23 protein-coding genes are annotated in these 24,309 nt (G+C 74.7%); 9 read left to right on the forward strand and 14 right to left on the reverse strand.

Features of this window, described 5'->3' with window-relative positions:
- Positions 1–45: 45 nt before the first annotated feature.
- A complete protein-coding gene (locus EV384_RS37125; RefSeq protein ID WP_130329039.1) occupies positions 46–3,039 on the reverse strand; it encodes a hypothetical protein in 2,994 nt (997 codons plus the stop codon).
- A gap of 148 nt (positions 3,040–3,187) precedes the next feature.
- Between EV384_RS37125 and EV384_RS00480 the strand changes: the two genes are divergently transcribed.
- Together EV384_RS00480 and EV384_RS00485 are read left to right on the forward strand one after the other, a co-directional pair.
- Complete coding sequence (locus EV384_RS00480) at positions 3,188–3,826, forward strand: TetR/AcrR family transcriptional regulator (protein WP_130329041.1); 639 nt, start codon at positions 3,188–3,190, stop codon at positions 3,824–3,826.
- A 65-nt stretch (positions 3,827–3,891) separates the two neighbouring features.
- Positions 3,892–4,119 (forward strand): DUF3107 domain-containing protein, encoded by a 228-nt coding sequence (locus tag EV384_RS00485; protein WP_130329043.1) that lies wholly within the window; start codon positions 3,892–3,894, stop codon positions 4,117–4,119.
- A 63-nt stretch (positions 4,120–4,182) separates the two neighbouring features.
- On the opposite strand, the gene EV384_RS00490 is transcribed toward EV384_RS00485, so the two are convergent.
- Entirely contained in the window at positions 4,183–4,836 is a 654-nt protein-coding gene (locus EV384_RS00490) for a ferritin-like fold-containing protein (RefSeq protein ID WP_130329045.1), read from the reverse strand.
- Positions 4,837–5,138: 302 nt separating this feature from the next.
- Between EV384_RS00490 and EV384_RS00495 the strand changes: the two genes are divergently transcribed.
- The 3 genes from EV384_RS00495 to EV384_RS00505 all read left to right on the forward strand — a co-directional run bounded on the left by EV384_RS00495 (position 5,139) and on the right by EV384_RS00505 (position 8,893).
- The gene (locus EV384_RS00495; protein ID WP_130329047.1) at positions 5,139–6,815 is read left to right on the forward strand and encodes a DEAD/DEAH box helicase; all 1,677 of its coding nucleotides are present in this window, start codon (positions 5,139–5,141) and stop codon (positions 6,813–6,815) included.
- Positions 6,816–7,126: 311 nt separating this feature from the next.
- Entirely contained in the window at positions 7,127–8,293 is a 1,167-nt protein-coding gene (locus tag EV384_RS00500; RefSeq protein WP_130329049.1) for a class I SAM-dependent methyltransferase, read from the forward strand.
- A 183-nt stretch (positions 8,294–8,476) separates the two neighbouring features.
- Positions 8,477–8,893, forward strand: a complete 417-nt coding sequence (locus EV384_RS00505; RefSeq protein WP_130329051.1) for a helix-turn-helix domain-containing protein — start codon at positions 8,477–8,479, stop codon at positions 8,891–8,893.
- A gap of 4 nt (positions 8,894–8,897) precedes the next feature.
- Here EV384_RS00505 and EV384_RS00510 read toward each other — a convergent pair whose 3' ends face one another.
- The 4 genes from EV384_RS00510 to EV384_RS00525 all read right to left on the reverse strand — a co-directional run bounded on the left by EV384_RS00510 (position 8,898) and on the right by EV384_RS00525 (position 14,523).
- Positions 8,898–9,893, reverse strand: coding sequence for a hypothetical protein (locus tag EV384_RS00510; RefSeq protein ID WP_423202872.1), 996 nt, complete (start codon positions 9,891–9,893; stop codon positions 8,898–8,900).
- On the reverse strand, positions 9,886–10,116 hold the full coding sequence (locus EV384_RS00515) for a heavy-metal-associated domain-containing protein (protein ID WP_130329053.1): 231 nt from the start codon (positions 10,114–10,116) through the stop codon (positions 9,886–9,888). The genes EV384_RS00510 and EV384_RS00515 overlap by 8 nt, the downstream gene beginning before the upstream one ends.
- Positions 10,117–10,258: 142 nt before the next feature.
- On the reverse strand, positions 10,259–12,382 hold the full coding sequence (locus EV384_RS00520; RefSeq protein WP_130329055.1) for a RecQ family ATP-dependent DNA helicase: 2,124 nt from the start codon (positions 12,380–12,382) through the stop codon (positions 10,259–10,261).
- A 113-nt stretch (positions 12,383–12,495) separates the two neighbouring features.
- Positions 12,496–14,523 carry a BTAD domain-containing putative transcriptional regulator gene (locus EV384_RS00525; RefSeq protein WP_130329057.1) on the reverse strand — a complete coding sequence of 676 codons (2,028 nt, stop codon included), beginning with the start codon at positions 14,521–14,523 and terminating at the stop codon, positions 12,496–12,498.
- A gap of 143 nt (positions 14,524–14,666) precedes the next feature.
- On the opposite strand from EV384_RS00525, the gene EV384_RS00530 reads away from it, so the two are divergent.
- Positions 14,667–15,476, forward strand: coding sequence for a hypothetical protein (locus EV384_RS00530; protein ID WP_130329059.1), 810 nt, complete (start codon positions 14,667–14,669; stop codon positions 15,474–15,476).
- A gap of 69 nt (positions 15,477–15,545) precedes the next feature.
- On the opposite strand, the gene EV384_RS00535 is transcribed toward EV384_RS00530, so the two are convergent.
- The 8 genes from EV384_RS00535 to EV384_RS00570 form a co-directional block, all read right to left on the reverse strand.
- Positions 15,546–16,292, reverse strand: a complete 747-nt coding sequence (locus EV384_RS00535; protein WP_130329061.1) for an SDR family NAD(P)-dependent oxidoreductase — start codon at positions 16,290–16,292, stop codon at positions 15,546–15,548.
- Between the two features lie 139 nt (positions 16,293–16,431).
- Positions 16,432–17,541, reverse strand: coding sequence for a branched-chain amino acid ABC transporter permease (locus EV384_RS00540; protein ID WP_130329063.1), 1,110 nt, complete (start codon positions 17,539–17,541; stop codon positions 16,432–16,434).
- A complete protein-coding gene (locus EV384_RS00545; protein WP_130329065.1) occupies positions 17,538–18,428 on the reverse strand; it encodes a branched-chain amino acid ABC transporter permease in 891 nt (296 codons plus the stop codon). Before EV384_RS00545 ends, EV384_RS00540 begins: the two co-directional genes overlap by 4 nt.
- The gene (locus EV384_RS00550) at positions 18,425–19,156 is read right to left on the reverse strand and encodes an ABC transporter ATP-binding protein (RefSeq protein WP_130329067.1); all 732 of its coding nucleotides are present in this window, start codon (positions 19,154–19,156) and stop codon (positions 18,425–18,427) included. The genes EV384_RS00545 and EV384_RS00550 overlap by 4 nt, the downstream gene beginning before the upstream one ends.
- Positions 19,153–19,896, reverse strand: a complete 744-nt coding sequence (locus EV384_RS00555) for an ABC transporter ATP-binding protein (RefSeq protein ID WP_130329069.1) — start codon at positions 19,894–19,896, stop codon at positions 19,153–19,155. The genes EV384_RS00550 and EV384_RS00555 overlap by 4 nt, the downstream gene beginning before the upstream one ends.
- A gap of 2 nt (positions 19,897–19,898) precedes the next feature.
- Positions 19,899–21,104: a substrate-binding domain-containing protein gene (locus EV384_RS00560; protein WP_130329071.1), complete on the reverse strand. Its 1,206-nt coding sequence runs from the start codon at positions 21,102–21,104 to the stop codon at positions 19,899–19,901.
- A gap of 232 nt (positions 21,105–21,336) precedes the next feature.
- Complete coding sequence (locus tag EV384_RS00565) at positions 21,337–21,591, reverse strand: hypothetical protein (RefSeq protein ID WP_130329073.1); 255 nt, start codon at positions 21,589–21,591, stop codon at positions 21,337–21,339.
- Positions 21,591–21,893: a DivIVA domain-containing protein gene (locus EV384_RS00570; protein WP_130329075.1), complete on the reverse strand. Its 303-nt coding sequence runs from the start codon at positions 21,891–21,893 to the stop codon at positions 21,591–21,593. Before EV384_RS00570 ends, EV384_RS00565 begins: the two co-directional genes overlap by 1 nt.
- A 311-nt stretch (positions 21,894–22,204) precedes the next feature.
- Here EV384_RS00570 and EV384_RS00575 point away from each other — a divergent pair, with 311 nt between their 5' ends.
- From EV384_RS00575 to EV384_RS00585, 3 genes are all read left to right on the forward strand, one after another.
- Positions 22,205–22,408 carry a winged helix-turn-helix domain-containing protein gene (locus EV384_RS00575; RefSeq protein WP_423202873.1) on the forward strand — a complete coding sequence of 68 codons (204 nt, stop codon included), beginning with the start codon at positions 22,205–22,207 and terminating at the stop codon, positions 22,406–22,408.
- A gap of 192 nt (positions 22,409–22,600) precedes the next feature.
- Positions 22,601–23,716 carry a hypothetical protein gene (locus EV384_RS00580; protein ID WP_130329079.1) on the forward strand — a complete coding sequence of 372 codons (1,116 nt, stop codon included), beginning with the start codon at positions 22,601–22,603 and terminating at the stop codon, positions 23,714–23,716.
- Positions 23,716–24,240: a SigE family RNA polymerase sigma factor gene (locus EV384_RS00585; RefSeq protein ID WP_130329081.1), complete on the forward strand. Its 525-nt coding sequence runs from the start codon at positions 23,716–23,718 to the stop codon at positions 24,238–24,240. Before EV384_RS00580 ends, EV384_RS00585 begins: the two co-directional genes overlap by 1 nt.
- Positions 24,241–24,309: the final 69 nt, after the last annotated feature.

Consider the following 24,309-nt stretch of genomic DNA (forward strand, 5'->3'; position numbering starts at 1 on the left):
CTCCCAGTGTTTCCCACGCCACCCCCGACCCACACCGGCCGCGGATCAGGCCAGCAACGCCTCGAGCCGGCGGTTCACGGCGGCCAGCGTCGCCCGGACCACCGCCTGCCGGGGGTCACCGGCGACCAGCGCGGAGCCGGCCAGCTGCTCCACCCACCCGTCGCAGACCAGCAGCACGACCACGGTGGCGACCTCGCAGTTGCCGAACGGCACCACGGCGGTGTGCTCCACGAAGCAGCGCCCCCGGTCCGCCGGCTGGGCGGCGCCGCGCAGCAGCTCGTCCACGGCCGCCGCGGCGGCCACCGCGCAGAGCCGCAGCACGTAGCCGTCGACCGCCGGGCCGGTGGAGTGGCCCTCGGCGGTTTCGTCGCCGGCGATCAGGCGTACCTCGACGGTGGCGTCGAGGCCGAAGGTGCTCACCTGGACGTGGTCGATCACCACCCGGGGCCCCGGCGCGCCGCCGGTGTCCAGCGGTCGGGAGGGGGCGGTCTCCGTCGTGGTCATCTGGCCACCGGAGTACGACGTGCCGAGCATCGCCGGGCTGGCGGTGGGCGTACCGGCCGGCGCGGCGGCCAGCGACGTCTCCTCCACCGTGGCCCGGCCCCGGTGGGGCGCGAGCTGGCGGCGCCGGCGCGGCGACTCCGGCTCGGCACGTGGCTCGTTCCGGCCCTCCCGCCCGTCGGCGGAGGTGTCGGCGGCCCGGCCGGCCCGCCCCTCGGGCTCCTGGCCGAAGCGGCTCTCCGCCGCCCGCGCGTCCGCCCGGGCCGGGCCGGTACGCGACGCGTCGGCGCGCTCCTCGGCGGGCCGCGCCTCCGCGGCTCCCCGGTCGGCGCGCCCCTCGGCGGAGCGACGGCGGACCGGGGGCGGCGGCGTGGCCGGCATCCCCGGCAGGTTCTGCGGGGCGGCGGCCAGCCCCATCCGGTCCTGGAGCAGCCGCGCCACCTGGCGGCTCACCTCGGCCGGGTCGGCGCCGTCGGTCAGGTCGAGCCGGAGGCTGTGCGCGCCGGCCGGGGTCCGGCGCAGGGCGGCGTCCCGGACGCCGGCGACCTCCCGGACAGCGTCGAGGATGGCGTTGACGTCGAACCCCTCGGGTCGCTCCCGCAGCGGCGCGGGCTCGTCGTCACGACGCAGGTGGGTGGCGATCCGGGCGAGTTCGGGGGTTTCGGCGGATGGCTCCACGGCTGGCGGCTCCGGCACGACGGGCACGTCCGGTTCGGCGGGGACGCGCTGCGGCAGTATCGCCAACGCCGCGTCGTCCGGCCCGGTGTCGGCGACCGGCTCGGCCGTCGGCACCGGTTCGGGGGCGGACCGGCGGGCCGCGTAGGGGGGTGCGCTCGTCGGGGCGGGCGCCGGGGCGCGGTCGAAGCGGGCCACTCCGCTCGTGGCGGTGGCGGGGCCCGGGCCGGCGGGGGGCGGCGGATGGCCGCCCGTCCCGGTGGGAGGTGTCGCGGGGACCTCCCCGGCCTCTGGACGCAGTCGGAACGGCCGGACGTTCCGCTCCTCGGCGGACCGGGCGGCCCCGGGGAGGACCGGATCGGGCCCGGCGGACTGCGGGTCGTAGGCGGCGGGCGGAGCGCTGGCCGGGACGGCGTACGCCGGGGCGCCGCCGGGCGCCTCCCGGGGCGCCGGCGCGACGTTGGCGGGCGCCGCGTACGGCGGGGCGCTGGCCGGGGCGGTGCGCGGGACCGGCGGGGCGCTGGTCGGGGCGCTGCGCGGGACCGGCGGGGCGCTGGTCGGGGCGCTGCGCGGGACCGGCGAGGCGCTGCGCGGGACCGGCGGGGCGCTGGTCGGGGCGGCGTGCGGCGGGGGGCTGAACGGCGTGGCCGCGGGGGCACCGCCGGCCCACGACGGTCGGTCGGTGTTCTCCCGCTCGTACGGCGGGCGGGGCTCGACGTCGGTCCGGGCGACCTCGTACGGCCGGACCGGCTCGGCCGGCGGCGCCTCGTACGCCGGCGCCGGCTCGGCCCGCACCGGCTCGTACGGCGGGGCGGGCTCCGCGCGCACCGGCTCGTACGGCCGGGTCGGCTCGGGCGCCCACTCGACGGCCCGCTCGTCGCGGGCGCGGCGGCCGGTCGGCTCGTCGTCGCGGGGCCACGGCGGCGCCCAGCCGCTGCCCCAGCTCGGCCGGTTCCAGCTCGGACCCGGCCACTCCGGCTCCGCCGGGGGCCCGGCGCGGCGCTCGTCGGCCGGCTCGGCGGCGCGCCACCCCGGCTCCTCGCCGGACGCGGCACGGTGCTCAGGCGGCTCGGCGCGCCACGCCGGCTCCTCGGCGGACGCGGCCCGGTGGTCGGCCGGCTCGGCGCGCCACCCCGGCTCCTCGGCGGACGCGGCGCGGCGCTCGGCCGGTTCGGTGGCGGGCGGCTCCGGGGGGAGCCGGTCGGTCCACCCGCGGGACAGCGACGGGGCCGGTTCGGGAGCGCCGCGCTCGACGATCGGGGCGTGGAAGCCGGGCGGCACCTCGAACCCGGCGGCGGCGGTGCCGACCGGCGGCACCTGCACGGCCGGCGGCGCGGAGGACGGGACGGTCCCTTCCGCCCAGCGCGAGGAGCCGCGGCTGGCCGGCGGGTCGTCCGAGGCGTGCCGGGCCGGGCCGGGCTCGGCGTCGGCGGACGGCTGCTCCACCGCGGGGGCCGGCCGCTGGGCCGGTACGACCAGCCGGTCGGCGTCGAGATCCCGCCGCGGCTCGCCTGCGGGCGGGGCACTCACCGGCGCCTGGCGGGTCACGGGCGGCTCCTCCTCGGCGTGGCGTACGCCGTTGACGTGGGGACGGCCGTTGACCCGGGCCGGCGGCTCCTCGGCGGGCAGGCCGGCCAGCGGGGCCGGCAGGTCGCCGTGACGGGTGGACGAGGCGGCCCAGCCGGCGGTGGGCTCGGGGCGCCGCCAGACGGGCCCCGGCTCGCGGCCGGCCTCCCCGCCGCGGGACCAGCCGGCTGCCCGGGGCGCCCACCCGCTGACGGAACGGGCCAGGTCGTCCCGCTGACCCGTCCCGTCGCCGTGCTCTCCCGGGGTGGCGGCTCCGGGTTGCCCTGATTCAGTCACCGCGCGCTCCTTGGTCGCCCCCGGTGAGGCTACCGTGTGGTGACAGTGGCGATAAGTTACAGCGGCGGGCCAATTCCGGGCCGGGTCACGAACCCGGACCGGTTCGGGTGATAAATGCCGGCTCGTACGAAGAAACTCGGAGGCTCCCATGACCGCTGTGGGGAACGGTGCACAGACCGCCGGCCGGCCCACCCGCCTGCCGCGTTCGGCGCGGCGCAAGCAGCTGCTCGCGGCCGCCCAGGAGGTGTTCGTCGCCCAGGGGTACCACGCTGCGGCGATGGACGACATCGCCGAGCGGGCGGGGGTCTCCAAGCCGGTGCTCTACCAGCACTTCCCGGGCAAGATGGAGCTCTACCTGGCGCTGCTGGACACGCACTGCGACGCGATCGTCGCCCGGGTGCAGGACGCCATGCGCGGCAACAACAGCAACAAGGAGCGGGTCAGCGCGTCGGTGCGCGCGTACTTCGACTTCGTCGACCACGAGAGCGAGGCGTTCCGCCTGGTCTTCGAGTCGGACCTGCGCAACGACCCGGCCGTCCGGCAGCGGGTGGAGCGGGTCGAGCAGGGCTGCATCGCGGCGATCACCGACACCATCATCTCGGACACCGGCGTCAGCCGAGCGCACGCCGAGCTGCTCGCCTCCGGCCTGGTCGGGGCGGCGGAGACGGCGGCGCAGTTCTGGCTGGCCGGCGGCCGGCAGGTGCCGAAGGCCGAGGCGGAGGCGCTGGTCGCCGCGCTCTCCTGGCGGGGCATCGCCAGCTTCCCGCTGCAAGGTGAGTCAGCCTGAACATCGGGCCGCCAGATCGGATAGCCTTCCCAAGGCGGCTTTTTCGCCCCAGTTGAGGAGGCACAGTGGAGGTCAAGATCGGCGTGCAGTACGCGCCGCGCGAGCTGGTCCTGGAGAGCGCGCAGACGCCGGCCGAGATCGAGCAGATCGTGACCGACGCCTTCGCCAAGGACGAGGGCACCCTCTCCCTGACCGACGAGAAGGGCCGGCGGGTCATCGTGCCGGTCAACAAGGTCGCCTACGTCGAGATCGCGGAGGCCGCGCCCCGCGCGGTCGGGTTCACCGTCCGCTGACGATCCGGTCGCCGCGGCAGGTGACGCGCCCGCGTCCCTGCCGCGCGGCACGCCGGGGGCGGCTCAGTTGTTCAGCCCGGCGGCGGTCATCCGCGCGGTGTGCGCGGCGGTCAGCCGCCGGAACAGCGCCGGCACGTCCACGCCTTCCCGCCGGGTGATCAGCGCGGTGAGCGCGCCCCGGTCCGCGGCCGCGACCCGCCCGGCCTGGGAGAGCGCCTCCCCGACGAGCCGCCGGGCCCACATCGAGAGCCGGTTGGCCACCCGCGGGTCGACCTCGATCGCCGCCCGCATCTCGGCGGCGGCGAACTCGGCGTACCGGGAGTCGTGCAGGACGTTGAGGACGAGCTGGCGGTCCGGCTCGGCCAGGCCGTCGGCGATCTCCCGGAGGAAGTCGTCGGTGATGGCGTCGCCGACGTACGCCTTGGTCACCGCCTCCAGCCAGTCCTTCGGCTCGGTCGAGTCGTGGTACGCCTGGAGCGGCCCGACGTACGGGGCCATCGCGTCGTCGGGCGGCACGCCGAGCGCCGAGAGCCGGTCGGCGATCCGCCGGTAGTTGCCGATCTCGGCCGCGGCCATCTCGCTCAGCGCGGCCCGGCGGCGCAGGTCCGGGGCGAGCCGGGCGTCGGCGGCCAGCCGGTCGAAGGCGAGCAGTTCCCCGTACGCCACCAGGCCGAGCAGGTCGACGAGGGCGGGGTCGGGCGCGGTCGGGGCGGACACGAGCGCAGGCTACCGTCCGCCCGCGTGACACGGCGGTCCCGCTGGCTTGTGGCGCAGGTCACACCGGTAACCCCCGGATGCCGCACCGCCGCCTGGAACAGGGACGGCCACCAGGGGGTTCAGGTAGTATGTAACAGTTGCCGTGGGCGTCGATCCGATCAGTGAACTGGTCGCACCCGACCCGCGGCGCGCGTGCGGCCCGGTCCGGCTCGGCATTCCGCCCGACCGTGTGGCCCGCGCCACACCGATCGCGCCCTGAGGACATGACGGGGCGCACCACGAGAGGGCACCCCCAAATCCATATGAGCGAGCAGATTCAGGACAACGCGGGCCAGGAACTGGCTCCCACCGCTCCGGTCCGTCCGGAAGCTCCCACCTTCGCCGAACTCGGCGCCCGCCAGGAGACCGTCGAGGCGCTGGCCGCCGCCGGCATCACCCGTGCGTTCGCCATCCAGGAGTACGCGCTGCCGATCGCGCTGCGCGGCGTCGACCTGATCGGCCAGGCGCCGACCGGCACCGGCAAGACCCTCGGCTTCGGCGTACCGCTGCTGGAGCGGGTCTTCGCCCCCGCCGAGGGCGGCGACGGCGTGCCGCAGGCGCTGGTCGTCGTCCCCACCCGCGAGCTGGGCATCCAGGTCGCCAAGGACCTCGACGCCGCCGGTCGCACGCGGGGCATCCGGGTGCTGCCGATCTACGGCGGCGTGGCGTACGAGCCGCAGATCGAGGCGCTCCGCCGGGGCGTCGAGATCCTGGTCGGCACGCCCGGCCGGCTGATGGACCTGCAGAAGCAGAAGCACCTGCGGCTCGACCGGGTGCGCGCGCTGGTCCTCGACGAGGCCGACCGGATGCTCGACCTGGGCTTCCTCGACGACGTCGAGAAGATCCTCGCGATGCTGCCGGAGGACCGGCAGACCATGCTCTTCTCGGCCACCATGCCGGACCCGATCGTCGCCCTGTCCCGGCGCTTCCTGCGCCGGCCGGTGACCATCCACGCCGGGCACACCGCCGAGACCGGCCCGTCGCCGCAGACCCAGCAGCTGGTCTACCGCACGCACTCGATGAACAAGGTCGAGATCGTCGCGCGCATCCTGCAGGCGGAGGGTCGCGGCCTGACCATGATCTTCACCCGGACCAAGCGGGCCGCCGACCGGGTCGCCGAGGACCTCGACTTCCGCGGCTTCGCGGTCGCCGCCGTCCACGGGGACCTGGGCCAGGGCGCCCGGGAGCGGGCGCTGCGGGCGTTCCGCGCGGGCAAGATCGACATCCTGGTCGCCACCGACGTGGCGGCGCGCGGGCTCGACGTCACCGGCGTCACCCACGTCATCAACTACGACTGCCCCGAGGACCAGGACACCTACACCCACCGGATCGGTCGTACCGGCCGGGCCGGGGCGACCGGTGTCGCGGTGACCTTCGTCGACTGGGACGACATGCCCCGCTGGCGGATCATCGACAAGACGCTCGGGCTGGAGATGCCGGAGCCGGCGGAGACGTACCACACCTCTCCGCACCTCTACACCGACCTGGACATCTCCCGGGACGTCACCGGCACCCTGCCGACCGCCGAGCGCACCCGCGCCGGGCTGGCGGCGGAGGTCGAGGAGGACCTCGGCGGTGGCCGGTCCCGGCGCGGTGAGAGCCGCGGCTCCCGACGCGGTGAGAGCCGTGGCCGGGGCGAGCGCGGCGACCGCGAGCGTGACCGGGGCCGGGGCGGCGACGCGGCGGCCACGCCGGCGGGCGGAACGCCCGCCGACGCCTCCGCCGAGGAGGGCACCCGTACCCCGCGCCGGCGGCGTCGCCGGGCCGGCGAGGCGGTGGCCGGCGAGCCCACCGCGGTGATCACCGCCGAGGGCGGCGCCGAGCCGGCCGCGGCGGCCTCCGCCGAGGGCGAGGCGGCCGCGAAGCCGCGTCGCCGCCGGCGCCGCCGTGGTGCCGGTGGTTCGGGCGCCGGTACGCCGGCCGAGGCGACCGCCGACTGACCTCTGCGACACCCCGACGTCCCCCGCACCGGTCCCCCGGTACGGGGGACGTCGGCTGTCCGGGGCCCACGCGGCCGGGCCGGGCTGCCGGCGCTCGGAGGAGGGACACCCCACTGGCGCCCTTTGCTCTGCTGCAGCGGAGGCAACACCATCGCCCGCCAGGTGTTGCGGCGGCTGAAGCAGAGCAAAGCATGCCGAGAGGACACCCAGCACCGGCACTCCCTGCCACCGCGAGCGGGGCGGAGGGGTGCCACAGGACACTCACGACCGGCCCGCCGGGGAAGCCGGCGGCCGGGAAGGATGATGGAGCGATGCCGGAACCGCTGGACGCCGCCCTGACCGAGGTCAAGGCGCTGCTGCTCGACCCCGCCCTGACCCGGGCGGTCGCCGCCGGACGACGCCGGGGGCTGCGGCCCTCGGTGGTCCGCGCCGAGCTGCGGCCGGTCACCCTCAAGGCCGGCCCGCGCCTGCAGATCTCCACCTCCGACGGAGCCCGGCCGTACACGCGGAACGTGGCGCCCGGCGCGGAGGCCGGCGCGGCAATTGACGCGCTGCTGGCCGAGCCGTTCGGCAACTGGCACGTGGAGACTGCCGACGCGACGCTGCAACTGCGGGTCACCAAGTCGGGCGAGGCGCAGGTGCACCGGGCGGCGGCCAGCCGGCCGGCGGCCGAGCCGGGCGGTCACGACCGGGAGAAGGACTACCTGCTCGATCCGGGCGACCCGATCTTCGCCGAGATCGGCGGTTCGGCGGCGAAGCGCCGCCAGGTGGACGCGTTCCTCCGGGCGCTGGCCGCGACCCTGCCGGACGACCTGACCGGCCCGCTGCGCGTGGTCGACCTGGGCTGCGGCAACGCGTACCTGACCTTCGCGGCCCACCGGTACCTCACCGCCCGCGGGCTGGAGGTGGAGCTGGTCGGCGTGGACGTACGCGAGGACCAGCGCCGGCGCAACACCGAGCTGGCCGAGCGGCTGGGCTGGGCGGACCAGGTCCGCTTCGTCGCCGGCACCATCGCCGACGCGGTGGTCGAGCCGGCCCCGGACCTGGTGCTGGCGCTGCACGCCTGCGACACCGCCACCGACGAGGCGCTGGCCCGCGCCGTCTGGTGGGGCGCCCGCTGGGTGCTCGCCGCGCCCTGCTGCCACCACGACATCGCGGCCCAACTCCGCTCCCGGCCGGCGCCCGCGCCGTACGAGCTGCTCACCCGGCAGGGCATCCTGCGGGAGCGGTTCGCGGACGTGCTGACCGACGCGCTCCGGGCCGGGCTGCTCCGGCTGCACGGCTACCGGGCGGAGGTGGTCGAGTTCGTCGACTCCCGGCACACCCCGCGGAACCTGCTGATCCGGGCCCGCCGGACCGGGACGGCCCCGACCGACGCGCAGCGGGCGGAGTACCGGGAGCTGGTCGACCAGTGGCACGTCACGCCGCGGCTGGAGACCCTGCTCTCCGGGGCGGCGACCGACGGGCCGCCGGCCTAACGGCGCCGCTCGGCGCCGCGGTTCCCGACGCCCCCGCCCGAAGGCGGAGCCGCCCCGCCGGCCCCGGCAGTCCCGCCCACGGGACGGTCGGACCGATCGGTCGGTTGCCTCCGCGTCGGGTCGTACTACCCTCTTAGGCGCATCGTCCGGTGCTCCGGTCGGGAAGGAAGACCCCGCAGGGATATGGGTTCCGCAGAGGTATCGCCGCAGATGGCGTTCGCGCGTTTCGTGCGCCGCGCCATCGACGACGCCCGCGAAGAGCGCGGCTGGACGGTGACCGACCTGGCCACGCACACCGGCGTGGGCCGGTCCACCGTGTTTCGCTGGCTCGCCGGTGACTGGCAGGACTACCCCGAGCTGGCCAAGGTGCGCGGCTTCTGCGCCGCCCTCGACCTGCCGGTGGCCGCCGCCTTCCGGGCCCTCGGGCTGCCGGACGCCGGCCCCACGCCGCGTCGCCGCGCCGAGGACGCGCCGGTGGAGGCGGACGTCCGGGTGATCCTGGAGCGGCTGGCCGATCCCAGCGTCCCCGCCGAGGAGAAGCACCACATCCGTGACCTGCTCCGCTACCTGGCCCGCCGCCCGGTCCGTCGGGCCGGCTGAGCGGTCAGGGCACCGTCACCGTGAAGCCGGCGGTGTGCACCACCCCGGCCACCTGGAAGTCCAGGAACATCCGGTAGCGGCCGGGCCCCGGCACGGTCAGCTGGAACGTCACCGTATCGCCGTCCCGCCCGGTCTCCGGGTGTACGTGCAGATAGCCCAGGTCGCCCTCGCGGAGCGCGACCAGGTGGCCGTACGCGCCGAGGTAGCGCTCCAGCGGCGCGGCGGCGTCACCGGCGCGGACCCGGAACCGCAACGGCGTCGACTCCCCCGCCTTCGGGGTCCCCTCGTAGCCGACGGTGAACCCGTCGACCGTGCCGGTGGTGGCCGGCGCCGGCAGCGGGCGGGGCGCGTACCCGCCGGGGGCGGTCAGGTCGGTCCCGAGCGTGACGGCGGTCTGCCCGCCGTCGTCGGCGACCGCGGTGAAGTCCGCGTACGCCCGCCAGACGCCCGGCTGGGTCAGGGTCAGCGGCACCGACCAGGTGCCGTCCGCCGCCATGGTCGGGTGCAGGTGCTGGTATCCGGTCAGGTCGCGGCGGACCACGATCAGGTGCATCGGCTTGTCGTGCACGACGGCGAACCGGGTGACCGCCCGCCGCCGCTCGTCCCGGATCTGGAACCGCAGCTCACCGGCCCGGCCGACCGGGAACTCCACGGTCGACGGGGTGAGGGTGTAGCCGGCCGCGCTGACCGAAAGGCCGGCGGCGTCCGCGGCGGTGCCCTGGTCGACGGCCGCCCCGCCGTGCGAATGGACACCGGTGCCGGGCGGGTGGGTGTGCCCGCCGGCCGCCGGGGCCGCGCCGGACGCCGTGCTCGGCGGCGGGTTCAGCCGGCCGAGGCCGAAGCCGAGCAGCACGGCGAGCAGCAGCCCGCCGACCACCAGCGCCAACCGCAGGGTGGCCCGGTCCGGCCCGACGGGCGGCTCCCCCACCGGGACGCCGGGGCCGACCGCCAGCACGGGGTCGGCCGGGGCCGCCGGTCCGGCGGGCGACGGCTCAGGCAACGCCGCCGGCCAACTCGTAGCCCGCCTCGTCGACGGCTGCCCGGACCGACTCCACCGGCAGCGGGTCGGCGCTGGTGACGGTGGCGGTGCCGGTGGAGAGGTCCACCCGGACCTCCTCGACGCCGGGCAGGGTGGTCAGCTCCGCGGTGACCGCCCGCACACAGTGCTCGCAGGTCATCCCGGTGACGGCGTACGTCTGCGTGACGGGTCGCTGCTCGGTCATGGCCCCACGGTACCGCCGGACGTGGTGCCGGCCCGCGCACGGTCGGTGACGGTGGTGACGCTCGCATTCCGGGCCGGCCGGGAACTTTTCCTCCGCCACGGACGACCGCCCCGGGGATCGCGCCGCCGGCGACCCGGGCGGGTCAGCCGGCCACGGCGAGGGCGAGGGGCAGGACGTCGGGGGCGCCGGCCCGGCGCAGCAGCCGGGCCACCATCGTCGCCGTCCAGCCCGAGTCGACCAGGTCGTCGACGAGCAGCACCGGCCCGTCCAGCCCGGCGAGGGCGGCGGCCAGCTCGTCGGGGACGGTGAAGGCGTCGTGGAGGGCGCGTACCCGCTGGGCGCTGTTGCCGCGCGGTCCGCCGGTCCCGGCCGGGCCGGTCGGGAGCACCCGGCCGAGCAGCGGCAGCCGGCCCACGGTGGCGATCCGCTCGGCGAGGGAGTCGACCAGCGCGGGGCGCGTGCGGGAGCCCACCGCGACCACGGCGACCGGGCGGCGCGGCCACGGGTCGTCGCCGTGCGCCCAGGCCTTCAGCACCTCGACCACGGCCGCGGCCACGTCGTCCGGGACCGGACCGTCCGCCGCTTCCGGCCCGACCAGGCCGCGCAGCCGCCCACCCCAGCCCAGGTCGGAGAGCCGTCCCACGGCCCGCCCGGGCAGCGCCTGCTCGGTCGGGGGGATCCGGCCCTTCAGGGGTACGCCCACCGCCTCCAGACCGGTCGGCCAGAGCTTCTTGGGCGCGATCTCCACGCCGGGGCGGCCGAGGAAGGTCTGCGCGGCGCTCAGCGCGGCGTCGGAGACCTCGGCGGCGAAGAGCGGGCCGGCGCAGCGGTCGCACCGGCCGCAGTCGCCCGCCCCGGCGTCGTCCAGGCACTCGCGCAGATAGCGCATCCGGCAGCCGGGCGTGGTCGCGTACTCCCGCATGGCCTGCTGCTCGGCGGTGCGCGCCTGGGCGACGCGGCGCAACCGGGCCTCGTCGTAGACCCACGGCTCGCCGGTCGCGAGCCAGCCGCCGCGGACCCGGCGGACCGCGCCGTCCACGTCGAGCACCTTGAGCATCAGCTCCAGCCGGGCCCGGCGCAGGTCGACGACCGGTTCGAGGGCCTGGGTGGAGATCGGCCGGTCGGTGGCGAGCGCGGCGAGCACCGCGCGGACCTGCTCCTCGGGCGGGAAGGCCAGGGAGGCGAAGTAGCGCCAGATGGCCGCGTCCTCGACGCCGGGCAGGAGCAGCACCTCGGCGTGCTCCACGGCCCGGCCGGCGCGGCCGACCTGCTGGTAGTAGGCGATCGGCGAGGGCGGCGCGCCGAGGTGCACCACGAAGCCGAGGTCCGGCTTGTCGAAGCCCATGCCCAGCGCGCTGGTGGCGACCAGCGCCTTGATCTTGTTGTCGAGCAGGTCCTGCTCGGCGGCCCGGCGGTCGGCGTCCTCGGCCTGGCCGGTGTATGAGGCCACCGACCAGCCCCGGGCCCGCAGGAACTCGGCGGTCTCCCCGGCCGCCGCGACGGTGAGCGTGTAGATGATGCCCGAGCCGGGGAGCCGGTCCAGGTGGTCGGCGAGCCAGGCCAGCCGGTGCGCCGGGCTCGGCAGGTCGAGTACGCCCAGCCGCAGCGACTCCCGGTCCAGCGTGCCCCGCAGCACCAAGGCGTCACCCAGTTGCTCGGCGACGTCGGCGGTGACCCGCTCGTTGGCGGTGGCGGTGGTGGCCAGCACCGGCGTCCGCTCGGGCAGGTTGCCGAGGAAGGTACGCAGCCGGCGGTAGTCCGGCCGGAAGTCGTGCCCCCAGTCGGAGACGCAGTGCGCCTCGTCCACCACGAGCAGGCCGGTGGTGGCGGCCAGCTTCGGCAGCACGGTGTCCCGGAAGTCCGGGTTGTTGAGCCGTTCCGGGCTGATCAGCAGCACGTCCACCGCGCCGGCGTGGATCTCGCCGGTGATCTCGTCCCACTCGTCGAGGTTGGCGGAGTTGATGGTGCGGGCCCGGATGCCGGCGCGCCCCGCCGACTCCACCTGGTTGCGCATCAGCGCCAGCAGCGGGGAGACGATCACGGTCGGGCCGGCGGCGTCGGGGCGCTCCCGCAGCAGCGCGGTGGCGACGAAGTACACCGCCGACTTGCCCCACCCGGTGCGCTGCACGCAGAGCACCCGGCGCCGGTCCACCACCAGCGCCTCGATCGCCCGCCACTGGTCCTCCCGCAGCCGGGCGTGCTCACCGGCCAGCCGGCGCAGCACCGCCTCGGCCCGCTCCCGTACCGTCGCCCGATCCTGGCTCATCCGGCATTTCTACCAGCGCTCAAGGCCCACCACCCCTCCACCGCCCGCGCCCACTCCCGGTGATCAAGAGGTTTGCGTCACGATCCGGGCCCGGACCGACGCAAACCTCTTGATCAATCCTGCGGGGGTGGGGGCAGGAAGACGAGGAGGTCGCGGAGGGAGTCGGTGAGGGTGGGCGGGAGGAGGCAGCGGCCGGCCAGCTCCTCCATCGAGGTGAACGGGCCCCGGAGCCAGCGGTCCATGACGACCTGCTGGTACTGCGCCGGGGTCAGCCCGGGCAGGGCCGCGACCACCTGCTCGGGCACCGCGTTGATGTCCACCAGCCCGCCGTCGTCGAAGGTGCGGGGCAGGTCGGGCCGGCCGATGCGCAGGTCGTACCGGGCGGCCGGGTAGTGGTGCAGCAGGTACCGGGCCTGCTCCCGGAGGAGTCGCCGCGCCTCGCCCGGCCGGTCCCGCCGCCGCCCGGTGACGGTCGCCCAGACACCCCGGTTGAGCAGGACGACGTGCAGCGCGCCACCGAGCCAGGCAATCACGAGGCCGAGCACGGTGAGCATGTCCAGGTCGCTCGGCTCCGCTTCGGCCTCCAGATCTCCGAAGGCGACGACGAAGGCGACCACCAGGGCGAGGTAGCAGGCGGCGGCGATCGCGGTCCGCCAGCTCCGCCGCCAGACGGCGTACGGCAGCAGCACCACCCAGGTCAGGAAGCCGAAGCTGAGGAGGGTGACCGCCGTACCGATGATCGTGCTGGTGAAGCTCAGCCAGACCGGGGCCCGCCGGGGCGGGCGGCCACCGGCGAACGCGGTGTGCGGTGGGGGGAACGCCGGCGGTGGGCCGTACGTCGGGCCGGTGCCGGGGAGCCCTGCCGGGCCGGCGCCGAATGACGGCGCGAAACCCGACGGCAGCGCCGTGGCGGACTCCGCCGCGGGGACGACGGGCGGCGGCCAGGTGGCGGCCGCCCCCGGCGCGGCGCCGGAACCCGCAATGGCCGCCGGCGACGCGGTGAAGACGGCCGGGGAAACCCTGTCGACCTCGCGCGATGCCGTGCTGTCGGACCGGGGCCCACCATCGGCCTCGGGCGGTCCCGCGACCACGGCCCGGGAATTCGCCTCCGGTTCTCGCGGTGCCCGGACGTCGGCCCCGCCGTCGACCCCCTCCGACGTTGAGACGTCGGCCGGAGACGCGGCCTCGACCCCCCGCGGCACTGAGACGTCAGCCAGGGCTGCGGCGTCGTCCTCCCGCGGTGCAGGGACGTCGGGCCGGGATGCCGGGTCGGCCGCACCCGAGGTCGGCGCGGACGCCGCGACGGCGGCCGGGAGCCCCTCGGTGGGCGCCGGCGGATCCGACACCGCCTGGGCCGGGATCCGGGCCGGGACCAGCGTCGGGTCGGCGCGGAGGATGCGGCGATGCAGCTCCCGGAGCACCTCGCCCGGCTCGATGCCGTACTCCTCCCGGAGCAGGGCGGCGAACTCGCGGTACGCGGCGAGCGCCTCCGCCTGCCGGCCGCCGCGGTGCAGCGCCAGCATCAACTGGTACCGCAGCCGTTCCCGGACCGGGAACTCGGCGACCAGTTCGACCAGTTCGCCGACCAGCTCGCGGTGCCGCCCGCTCTCCAGCTCCAGGTCGGCGCGGGTCTCCAGGGCGACGGCCCGCAGCTCGACCAGCCGGTGCCGGGCGGCCTCGAAGACCGGCCCGGCGAACCCGGTGAACGGCTCGCCCTGCCAGAGCTTCAGGGCCGCCGTCAGCTCGGCCAGCGCCTCGGCCGTACGCCCCGCCGCGTGCCGCTGGCGGGCCCGCTGGACGCCACGCTCGAAGCGGACCGCGTCCACCGCCTCCGGCGTGATCCGGAGCAAATACCCCGCGTCGGTCAGGCTGAGCACCTGCCCGGGCGTACGCGGGGAACGGTCCGGCTCCAGCACCCGGCGCAGCCCGGCGACGTACTTCTGCACCACGTTGGGGCCGTTCGCGGGCGGCTCCTCCGGCCAGACCGCGTCGACGATCTGGCCGGTGGGCACCGGGCGGCCGGCGGAGAGCAGCAACACGGCCAGCACGGCCCGCTGCTTGCCCGGGCCGAGGTCGAGTTCCCGGTCGCCGTACCAGGCCAGCTGAGGCCCGAGGACCTCGAAACGCAGCGTTGCTGACATGCGAGTCTTCCGCTCCTGACACCCCCATGGTCGCCGGACGGCAGTGCCCGGCAGCCGGACGGCAGCATATCGGCAGCCAAACCGCCGTGCCGGCCCGCAGCATCGTCCTCGGCAGAAGCCACGCAGCGAGAAAGAGAAGTGCGATGACACAGGCAACGGGCAGCGCCGGCACCATCCGACGGGCGGTCGGCACGGTCGCCGCCATGCTGGCCGCGACCACCCTGCTCGGGGGTTGCGGGCCGAAGACCGAGCCGGCCGCCGCGCCGCCGGCCAACCCCACCGCCACGCCCAAGAAGGCCCTCCTCGACGCCGTCCCGGACGGTACGGAAGGTGCCTTCCGGTTCACCGGCAAGGACGCGTCCAGCAACCTCACCGGACGGATCGACCCGGAGTCGAAGGCATTCGAGGTGAACACCGTGATGGCCCCGGACAAGGACGGCATCACGATGAAGATGTCGTTCCTGGTCATCGAGGACAAGATCTGGATGAAGGCGAAGTTCAGCGGCCACCCCGGCCTGCCGAAGTTCCCGAACAAGTGGATGGTGCTGGACAAGTCGAAGCTGACCGACAGCGACAGCGTGCCGACCTTCGACGGCGCCGACCAGGGCAACGCCGGCCCGCTGATCGAGGCGGCAACCTCCGTCGAGGAGCAGGGCCTCGGGAAGTACGTCGGGTTGATCGACGTGACCAGCGGTGAGGCGGCGAAGGCGCTGGAGGACGGTGAGGCGGCGGCGCTCGGCGAGGCCGGCAAGCACGTGCCGTTCACCGCGCTGGTCGGGCCGGACGAGCACCTCGCCTCGCTGGTGCTGGAGATCCCCGCGGGCGGCGAGCGGAAGGCGTACCAGTACGTCGTCACGTACGCCGACTACGGCAGCACGCCGAAGATCACCGTGCCGACCGGCAGCGCGGCGACGAAGGCGCCGGCGATGGCGTACGAGATGTTGAACGGCTGACCCACGACGCAGGGGGCGGCGGCCACACGGGGGGCCGCCGCCCTTTCGTCGTCAGCGGGGCGGGCGGCCTCAGCGGCCGAGGACCGAGCCGCCGTTGACGCCGAGCACCTGGCCGGTCACGTAGCCCGCGGCCGGGCCGACCAGGTAGCGGACCGCCGCCGCGATGTCGTCGGGCTGGCCGGCGCGGCCGACCAGGGTGGCCGCCACCCGGGCGGCGTGCCCCTCCGGGGTCATCCGGTCGCCGAAGAACTCGGTTTCCGCGACGTAGCCGGGGCTGACCACGTTGACCGTGATCTGCTCCCTGCCGAGCTGGGTGGCGAGGTCGTACGCCCAGCCGTGCAGCGCCGCCTTCGCCGCCGAGTACGCCCCGCCGCCGCCGCGCTGCGCGGCGATCGAGCTGAGCAGGACCACCCGGCCGCCGGGGCGGCGCAGGACCGGCCGCAGCGCCTCGGTGAGCAGCACCGCGGTGAGCACGTTGGCGTCCAGGTTGGCCCGCCAGTGCGCCGCGGTCCCGGCCAGCGTGCCGGTGTCCCCACCGAGGTATCCCCCGGCGTTGTTCACCACCGCGTCCACGCCCCGCCCCCCGACCGCCTCGACCACCCGGTCAACCTGCCCCGGATCGGTCAGATCAGCGGCCACCGCCCGGACCGCGCCCGGCCGCCCACCCTCGGCCCCGATCCGCTCCGCAGCCGCGTCGAGCACCCCCGCCCGCCGCCCCACGATCAACACGTCGAACCCGTCGGCGACCAACCCCCGCGCCACGCCCGCCCCGATCCCGGTCCCACCCCCACTAACCACCGCCAACCGCTCCACCACTACCGCCTCCCCTGCGCTCAGACCCCGTCGATCATGAAGTTATCGCCGGCGACCACGGCGTGTCGCGACAATAACTTCATGATCAACGGGGTCTGGGGGGCCGGGGGGCCGGGGGGCGGGGGGGCCGGGGGGCGGGGGGTTAGGGGCGGCGGTGGAGGGTGGTCAGGAGGGGGTGGAGGCGGGTGCGGAGGCTGGTCAGGCCGCCGGGGAAGAAGTAGACGGCCAGGATGAAGACGGTGCCGAGGACGAAGAGGGGCTGGGAGAGGGGGTGGCTGAGGAACGCCGGGAGGTTGTTGACGGCGTCGCTGGTGCCGAAGGCGGTGAGGCGGTGGTCCAGGTACATGTAGAGGATGCCGCCGAGGACCGGTCCCCAGCGGGTGCCGGGACCGCCGAGCACCACCATGACCAGCAGCGACAGGGTCAGCTCGGAGGAGGTGATGTGCGGGGAGGCGCCGCCGACGATCAGGCAGTAGACCACCCCGCCGGCGCTCGCCAGCCCGCCGGCCAGGGTGAACGCAACCAGCTTGAACCGGTACGGGTCGAGGCCGAGCACCCCGATCCGCCGCTCGTCGTCGCGCAGCCCGGCCAGCACCCGGCCGGTCGGTGAGCCGCTCACCCGGTGCACCACGAAGACCACCAGCGCCAGGTACGCCAGCGCCAGCCAGTACAGGTTGACCGTGTTCGCCACCCCGACCAGGGCCGGGGGCAACCCGGAGACGTCCAGCGGCAGCCCCTCCTCGCCGCCGGTCCAGCCGTAGAAGTCGCGGGCCACCAGGATCGCCCCGACCTGGGCGAAGGCCAGCGTCACCATGGCGAAGGCGATCCCGACGGTACGCAGCGCCACCGCCCCGAGCAGCGCGGCGAGGATCGTCCCCCCGGTGATCGCGAGCAGCGCGGCCTGCCACAGCGGCAGCCCGGCCCGGGTGACCAGGATGTCGGTGCCGTACACGCCGGCGGCGAAGTAGAGGGCGTGTCCGAAGGAGAGCATCCCGGTGCGGCCGAAGAGCAGGTCGTAGCCGGCGGCCAGACCGCCGAAGACCAGGCAGATGGCGAGCAGCTGCAGGGTGCCCGGCGAGTTCAGCGGGCCCTCGAAGATTCCCGGCAGGTTCGCCGTCGAGTACGGCACGATCGCCGCCACCACCAGGGCGACCAGCGGCAGGAACGGCCGCACCCCGTGCCAGCGGGAATGCCCGGGGGCCAGCTCGTCGGGCACCTGCGCCGGGGGCGCCTCGACCACGGAGTTGGTCATGCGTGAGCCACCTTTCCGGCCAGGCCCTGCGGACGCAGCAGCAGCACCGCGGCGAGCAGCCCGACCACGCAGAGGTCACCCAGGCCGGACGTACCGTAGTAGTTGACGAACTGTTGCAGCAGCCCCACCGCGACCGCCGCGTACGCGGACCCGACGACCGAGCCCATCCCGCCGATCACCACCACGATGAAGGCGAAGATCAGCAGCGAGCCGCCCTGCCCGGGCGACACGGTGCCGAAGTAGACCCCGCCGAGCGCGCCGGCCAGCGCGGCCGCCGCCCCGCCGAGCGCGAAGACCAGGGTGAACGCCTTGCGGACGTCGATGCCGAGTGCGGTCACCATCTCCCGGTTCTCCACGCCGGCCCGGATCACCAGGCCGTACCGGGTCCAGCGGAGGAAGGCGAGCAGCCCGCCGAGGACCACCGCCGCGGCGACGATCAGCAGCAGCCCGGCGTTCGGCACGTTCGCGCCGAGGACGCCGGTCACGTCCCGGGTCCACGCGGGCCGCGGGAACGGGCGCGGGTCGGCGCCCCAGGTGGCCTGGAGCAGCGCCACCCCGGCCAGCGACAGTCCGACGGTGACCAGCACCTGCTCGATGGTGCGGGAGTAGAGCGGCCGGATCAGCACCAGCTCGACCAGCACCGCGACCAGCGCCCCGGCGAGCACGCCGAAGGCGACCGCCACCACGAACCCGAACCCGTCGGAGCCGGCGCCGGGCAGGTTGCCGGCCGCCCACCACGTCGCGTACGCCCCGACGCCGAGGAAGAGGCCGTGCGCGAAGTTGAGCACGTCGGCGAGGCCGAAAACGAGGGAGAGCCCGGAGGCGACCAGGAAGTAGAGCGCCGCCAGTCCCAGCCCGGTCAGCGTCAGCAGGACGACGTCGCTCACGCGTGCACCTCCCCGGAGCCCACCCCGAGCAGCGACTTGGTCAGCGCTGTCTCCAGGAGCAGCTCCTGCGCGTTCCCGGTCCAGGCGACCTTGCCGGCGGAGAGCACCACCGCGTCCTTCGCCAGCCGGCGGACCACGGCCAGGTTCTGCTCGACCAGCAGCACCGGCACCGACTCCGCCACCCGTTCCAGCACCTCGGCCACCTCGGTCACCACCTTCGGCGCCAACCCCTTGGTCGGCTCGTCGACCAGCAGCAGCCGGTTGTCGTTGAGCAGGACCCGGCCGATCGCGAGCATCTGCTGCTGCCCGCCGGAGAGGGAGCCGGCCCGTTGCCGTCCGCGCCGGTCCAGCTCCGGAAAGAGCGCGAAGACCTTGTCGTACGCCGGGGTGGTGCCCCGCCGTTCGGCGAGCCGCAGGTTCTCCGCGACGGTGAGGCCGGCGAAGACGCAGCGGTCCTCGGGCACGTAGCCGAGCCCGCCGCGGACCAGCCGGTGGGTGGGGCGGGCGAGCAGGCTCTGCGCGCCCATCCGGATGGTGCCGCGGACCTCGCCGTTGCGGGGCGTCAGCCCGACGATCGCGCGCAGCGTGGTGGTCTTGCCGACCCCGTTGCGGCCGAGCAGCACGGTCACCCCGGTCGGCGCGACGGTGAACGACACCCCTTGGAGGATGTGCAGCCCGGCGATCCGCACCGACAGGTCGTCGACCGCGAGGACGGGTTCCACACTCATAGCGACTCCCCCAGGTAGGCCTCCTGGACGGTGGCGTTGGCCATCACCGTGTCCGGGGTGTCGCAGGCCAGCAGCGCGCCGTGGTGCATCACGGCGATCCGGTCGGCCAGCTCCAGGATCACGTCCATGTGGTGCTCCACCATCAGCACGGACCGGCCACTGTCGCCGGTCAGCGACTTGATCACCTCGACCAGCTCGGGCACGTCCTCGGCGCTGACCCCGGCCATCGGCTCGTCCAGCAGCATCACCCGGGGCTCCCCGGCGAGCAGCAGGGCGATCTCCAGCTTGCGCTTCTCGCCGTGGGCCAGGGTGCCGGCGAGCGCCGTACCCCGGTGGTGGAGGCCGACCCGGTCGAGCGCCGCGTCGGCGGCGGCGGCGACCTCCCGGTCGGCCGCCGCCCGCCGCCACAGCTTCATCGAGCCACCCCGGTGCGCCTGTACGGCCAGCCGGACGTTCTCCCGCACGGTGAGCGAGCCGAAGACCGAGGACGCCTGGAAGGTACGCCCCAGGCCGAGCCGGGCCCGCCGGTGCGGCGGGAGGGCGGTGATGTCCTCGGAGTCCAGCAGGATCCGCCCCTCGGTGGGCCGGCGCAGGCCGGTGATCAGGTTGAACAGCGAGGTCTTGCCGGCGCCGTTCGGCCCGATCACGCCGAGGAACTCCCCGGGCGCGAGATCGAGGTACACGGAGTCGACGATGGCGACCTCGCCGATCCGCCAGGTCAGACCGCGGGTGGCGAGCACGTTCAGCCCTTCATCTGGGTGACCGGCGGGGCGGTCTCGTCGCCGGTCAGGCTCTTCTGGGCGGCCGCGGTGAAGGTGGTGCCGCTGCCGGAGAGCTTGGCCTGGTACATCGGCTGGAGCAGCGCGTGGTCCTCGGCGCGGATGGTCATCGGGCCCTTGACCCCGTCGAACTGCCAGCCTTCGAGCGCCTTGATCATCTTGTCCACGTCGTCGCCGCCCTCGGTGACCGCGCGGACGACCATCTGCGCGGCGGCGAAGCCGTCCGGGTGGAACAGGTCGAGGGTCCCGCCGGGGATCTTCGCCTTGGCGGCCTTGGCGGCCTCGGTGTCGCTGGCCCCGTCGAAGTAGTGCGACAGGAAGGAGATCTTGCCGCCGGCCGCGCCGAAGGTGGGCCAGGAGGCGCGGATGTCCAGGCCGGTGACGACCGTGGTGGAGGAGAGCACGCCCTGCTGGTCGAGGGTCTGCCACATGGCGGGGGCGGTGGTGCCGGCCCAGGCGACGAAGAGCAGGTCCGGCTTGGCGGCCTTGATCTGGCTCGCGAACGGGGTGAACTCGGTCGCGCTGGCCGGGGCCCGGACGCTGCTGACGGTCGCGCCGGCGCCACCGATCACCTTCTTGACCGCGGCCTCGTTCGCGTCGCCGAACGCGCCGTCCTGGGCGAACACGACCACCTTCTTGCCGGTCGCGTCCCCGATGAACGACTTGGCGGTCACCACGTCCTGGTAGGACTGCCGGCCGGACCGGAACGTGTACTTGTTCGCGCCGGTGACCGCGTCGGTGGCGGCCGGGCCGGAGATGAAGAGGACCTTGTTCTGCGCGGCGATCGGGGCGACCTGGAGGGCGACGCCGGAGGAGGTGGAACCGGCGATGATCTTCGAGCCCTTGCCGATCAGGTCCTTGGCCGCGGAGACCGCCTTGGCCGGGTCACCGGCGTCGTCGGCCTCGGTGAGCTCGATTTTCCGGTCACCGACCTTGCCGGTGCCCTTGGTGGCGTAGTCGAGGCCGGCCTTGAACCCCTCGATGTACTGCTTTCCGTAGCTGGCCAGCGGCCCCGACTGGGAATACACCAGACCAACCTTGACCGGGGCGGCGCTGTCGCCGCCGCCGGAGGCGGTGTCCTGCGGGCTGCCACAGGCCGTGGCGGCAATCGCCGCCGCCATCATCGTGGCGGCGGAGAGGAACACCCGTCGCGTGTGCCGGACCGTCATTGCGACTCCAGGTGAGGACAGGGGGAACTCATTTGTCGGCTCACGCTAGAAGTGACGTCACGCACGGGCTATGTGGCCGAAACACACAAGTAACCGTAGTGGGGTGGCCGGCCGTAACAACAGCCTGCCACCGCCGGTGATGACGCCCGTGGGTGATGGTCGTCGCCGCCACCACCCGCGACGGCGGTGTGTCGCACCCCGCCACCGCAGAGCCGGAAAACCGGACCTTCGGCTACCGCTGCCGGCGAGGCCCACACTCGCCGTCGTGGTCGGCCGGCAACGGGCAGCGCCGGCCGCCGTCGAGCAACCGGTCGCAGTAGACCCGATGGCGTACGTGCTGGGCGTCCTCCTCGGAGACCGTCGTCTCGGCCCGGTCCACGTCGGAAAGGACGGCGAGCGCCCGGCAGATGCCCCGGGCGAAGCGTCGGGCCCCGTCGAGGTCGGTGGCGAGCACCGGTAGGTGGACGACGAACCGCTCCCGGCCCATCAGCGCCTCCCCGGGGTGAACCTGGACTGCCAGCTTCGCAACGCCCGCTTGATCCGGACGTTCTCCTCCGCGGTACGGGCCAACTCGCGGCGGACGATCGCCAGGTCCCCGGCCACCCGGTAGAGGAAGGCGTGCACCTCGGTCGGGTCGAGACCGTGCCGCACGGTGCGGAAGTGCCGGTCGCGGATCTGCCCCACGCTCAGCGGCCGACAGGACTCCGACCGGTACCAGCCGCCGTTCTGCGGCCGACTCGACGCCGGCCGCCTCCGCGCCGACCGGAACAGGTTCAGCACGTTGCGCATGACCACCTTCCTCCCGCAGTCGCGCTGGCAGGCGGCCCGGCCCGCGGAAAGGGGACGCGGACCGGACCGCCGGCCCCGCGACCGCAGCCAATATCGGCGATACGACCCCGGAGCCAATCCGAGGTCCGACCCCGCGGTTTGCCGAACCAACCGGAGCCGGACATCAGCAACCTACACCAGTATATGGCGTTGGTCGACCCTCTACTTTCGACGCGTCGGCAACTTGTTGCAGTTACTTGAGTAAGTAAGGCAGGATCGGACTCGCCGAACCAACCGGAGTCCCGATGCCCACAGCGACAGCGCCCTACAAAGTGATCGCCAACGACTTCACCGCGAAGATCAAGAGTGGCGAGTTGAAGCCCGGCGACAAGCTGCCCACTACTCGGCAGATAGCCGACGAATATGGCGTAAGCATGAACACCGCCTATCGTGCGATGTCACTGCTGCACGACCGCGAGCTGATCACCGGACAACCGGGGCGGGGCACCTACGTCGCAGAGCGCTCGGAGCCTTAGGCGTCCCGGCCACAATCCCCCGCGCGACGGCAGAGCCCTCGCGTGACAACCGGCCCACCACCCGTTGAAGCCCTCGACGCCTCGCCACCGGCGGGACCACGTCCGGTCGGCTCGGTGGACCCGGATGGAACCTCCGCGCTCCCCGATGTCTTCAGATAGGTGGGACATCGACAACGGGAGGTACGGGGACCGATGACGGAACGCATCCGATCGCTGCTGGACGCGGCGGTCGCCGACGCCCGGCCACGCGCCGCCGATCCGGTGCCGGAGGTGCTACGCCGGAGCCGGGCGGCCCGACGGCGGCACCTGGCCACCGCCGGCGCGGCCGGCGTGGTCGCCGTTGCCCTGCTCACCACCGGAGGCCTGGTCGCCGGCGGCGCTGGCACGACACCGGCCGGCACCGACCCTTCCGCCGCAGCCGGCCCCACTCCGCCTGCCCTGCCGAGCATCGCGCCGACCAAGGGCGCGTACGAGCGGCCCAAGGTGGCGGCAACTGTGGTCGACGGAGCGGTCCGCATCCACGGACTGATCCTGCCCGTTCCCGACGGCTGGCAGGTGCTCAGCGACCCGCCTGAGCCGCTCAGCGACTGCCAGATCCCCGAGGGCTCCGTGCTGATCAACGTTGGCTACCGTCCGAGCGGCATGGACTGCCCGAAGGTTCCCGCACAGATCCACGTGCGGTGGTGGCAACCGCCCGTGGGGCGAATTGGCAGGCCGCGGCAGTTCCAGGAGGGCCTCAGCGAGGTCGTCCTGCCCGGGGGACAGCCGGCCTGGCTCACCGACAACGAGGTGAACAACGTCCGGGCGTCGCAGCGCCACGAGTGGTCCGTCGTTAGCGAGGTGCAGTTGCCTTGGGCCGGGGCGGACCTCGCCTGGGAGATGACGTCGAAGTCCGTGCCTGCCTTCGTCTCCTCGGTCACTTCCGATCCGGTGCCCGCGCGCCGGCTGGTCCTGCCCGAGACCGCGTCGAGCGCATACCTGGCAGTTAGGAGCCAGGATCAGATCCACTCGACCGACGCGTCTGCGGTCTCCCGGGTGTTGGACCGGCTGCGCGGGCTCGACCGGGTCGTGCGGGACGGCGAGCTGCCGTGCGCCTCGGCGCCGGAGCTGGTTCCGGGGTGGCGGCTGGCCGGAAAGGACATGGTCAGGTTGACTTTCAGCTACCCGTCCGGGCTGCCGCAGGCCGTCGTCGCGATCAGCAGCACCGACGACTGCGCCTTCGCCACCTCCTCGATGGGTGGCCGGGTCTGGCTTCCGCCGGGCTTCCTGGCCGAGCTCCGCGGCCTGCTCGCCCCCGGGGCACGCTGATGGCCGCCCCGACCGGCCCGGCCGGCTTCGCCGAGTTCGTCAACGCCCGGTACGCCGCCCTGGTCCGCCACGGCACGCTGCTCACCGGCGACCGTGGCCACGGGGAGGACCTCACCCAGGAGGCGCTGGTCAAGACGTACCGCGCGTGGTCCCGGCTGCACCCGGACGGTGACGCCGACGGGTACACCCGACAGGTGATGGTGCGGGCGGCCTGGCGGGCCGGACGGCGGCTGTGGCGCCGGGAGATCCCCACCGGCGAGCTGCCGGAGCGCCGCGACGCCGACCCGTACGAGCCGCGCGACACGGCGCGGCTGGTGCTGGACGCGCTCCGCGCGCTTCCCGCGCAACAGCGGGTGGTGCTGGTGATGCGGTACTGGGCCGGGCTGAGCGAGCAGGAGATCTCCGTCCAGCTCGGCTGCTCCACGGGGACGGTGAAGAGCCGCGCCAGCCGGGCCATCGGCGCCCTTCGGCGGACGGACGGGCCGCTGGCCCAGGCGTTCGAGCTGTCCGAGACGTCGGCCTGACATCGGCGGGAACCCGCCGACGCCGTCGGCCCGCCCCAACGGGGGTGGCGGGCCGACGGCGTACGTCTG

This window comes from Micromonospora kangleipakensis, from assembly GCF_004217615.1.
Classification (GTDB): Bacteria; Actinomycetota; Actinomycetes; order Mycobacteriales; family Micromonosporaceae; genus Micromonospora; species Micromonospora kangleipakensis.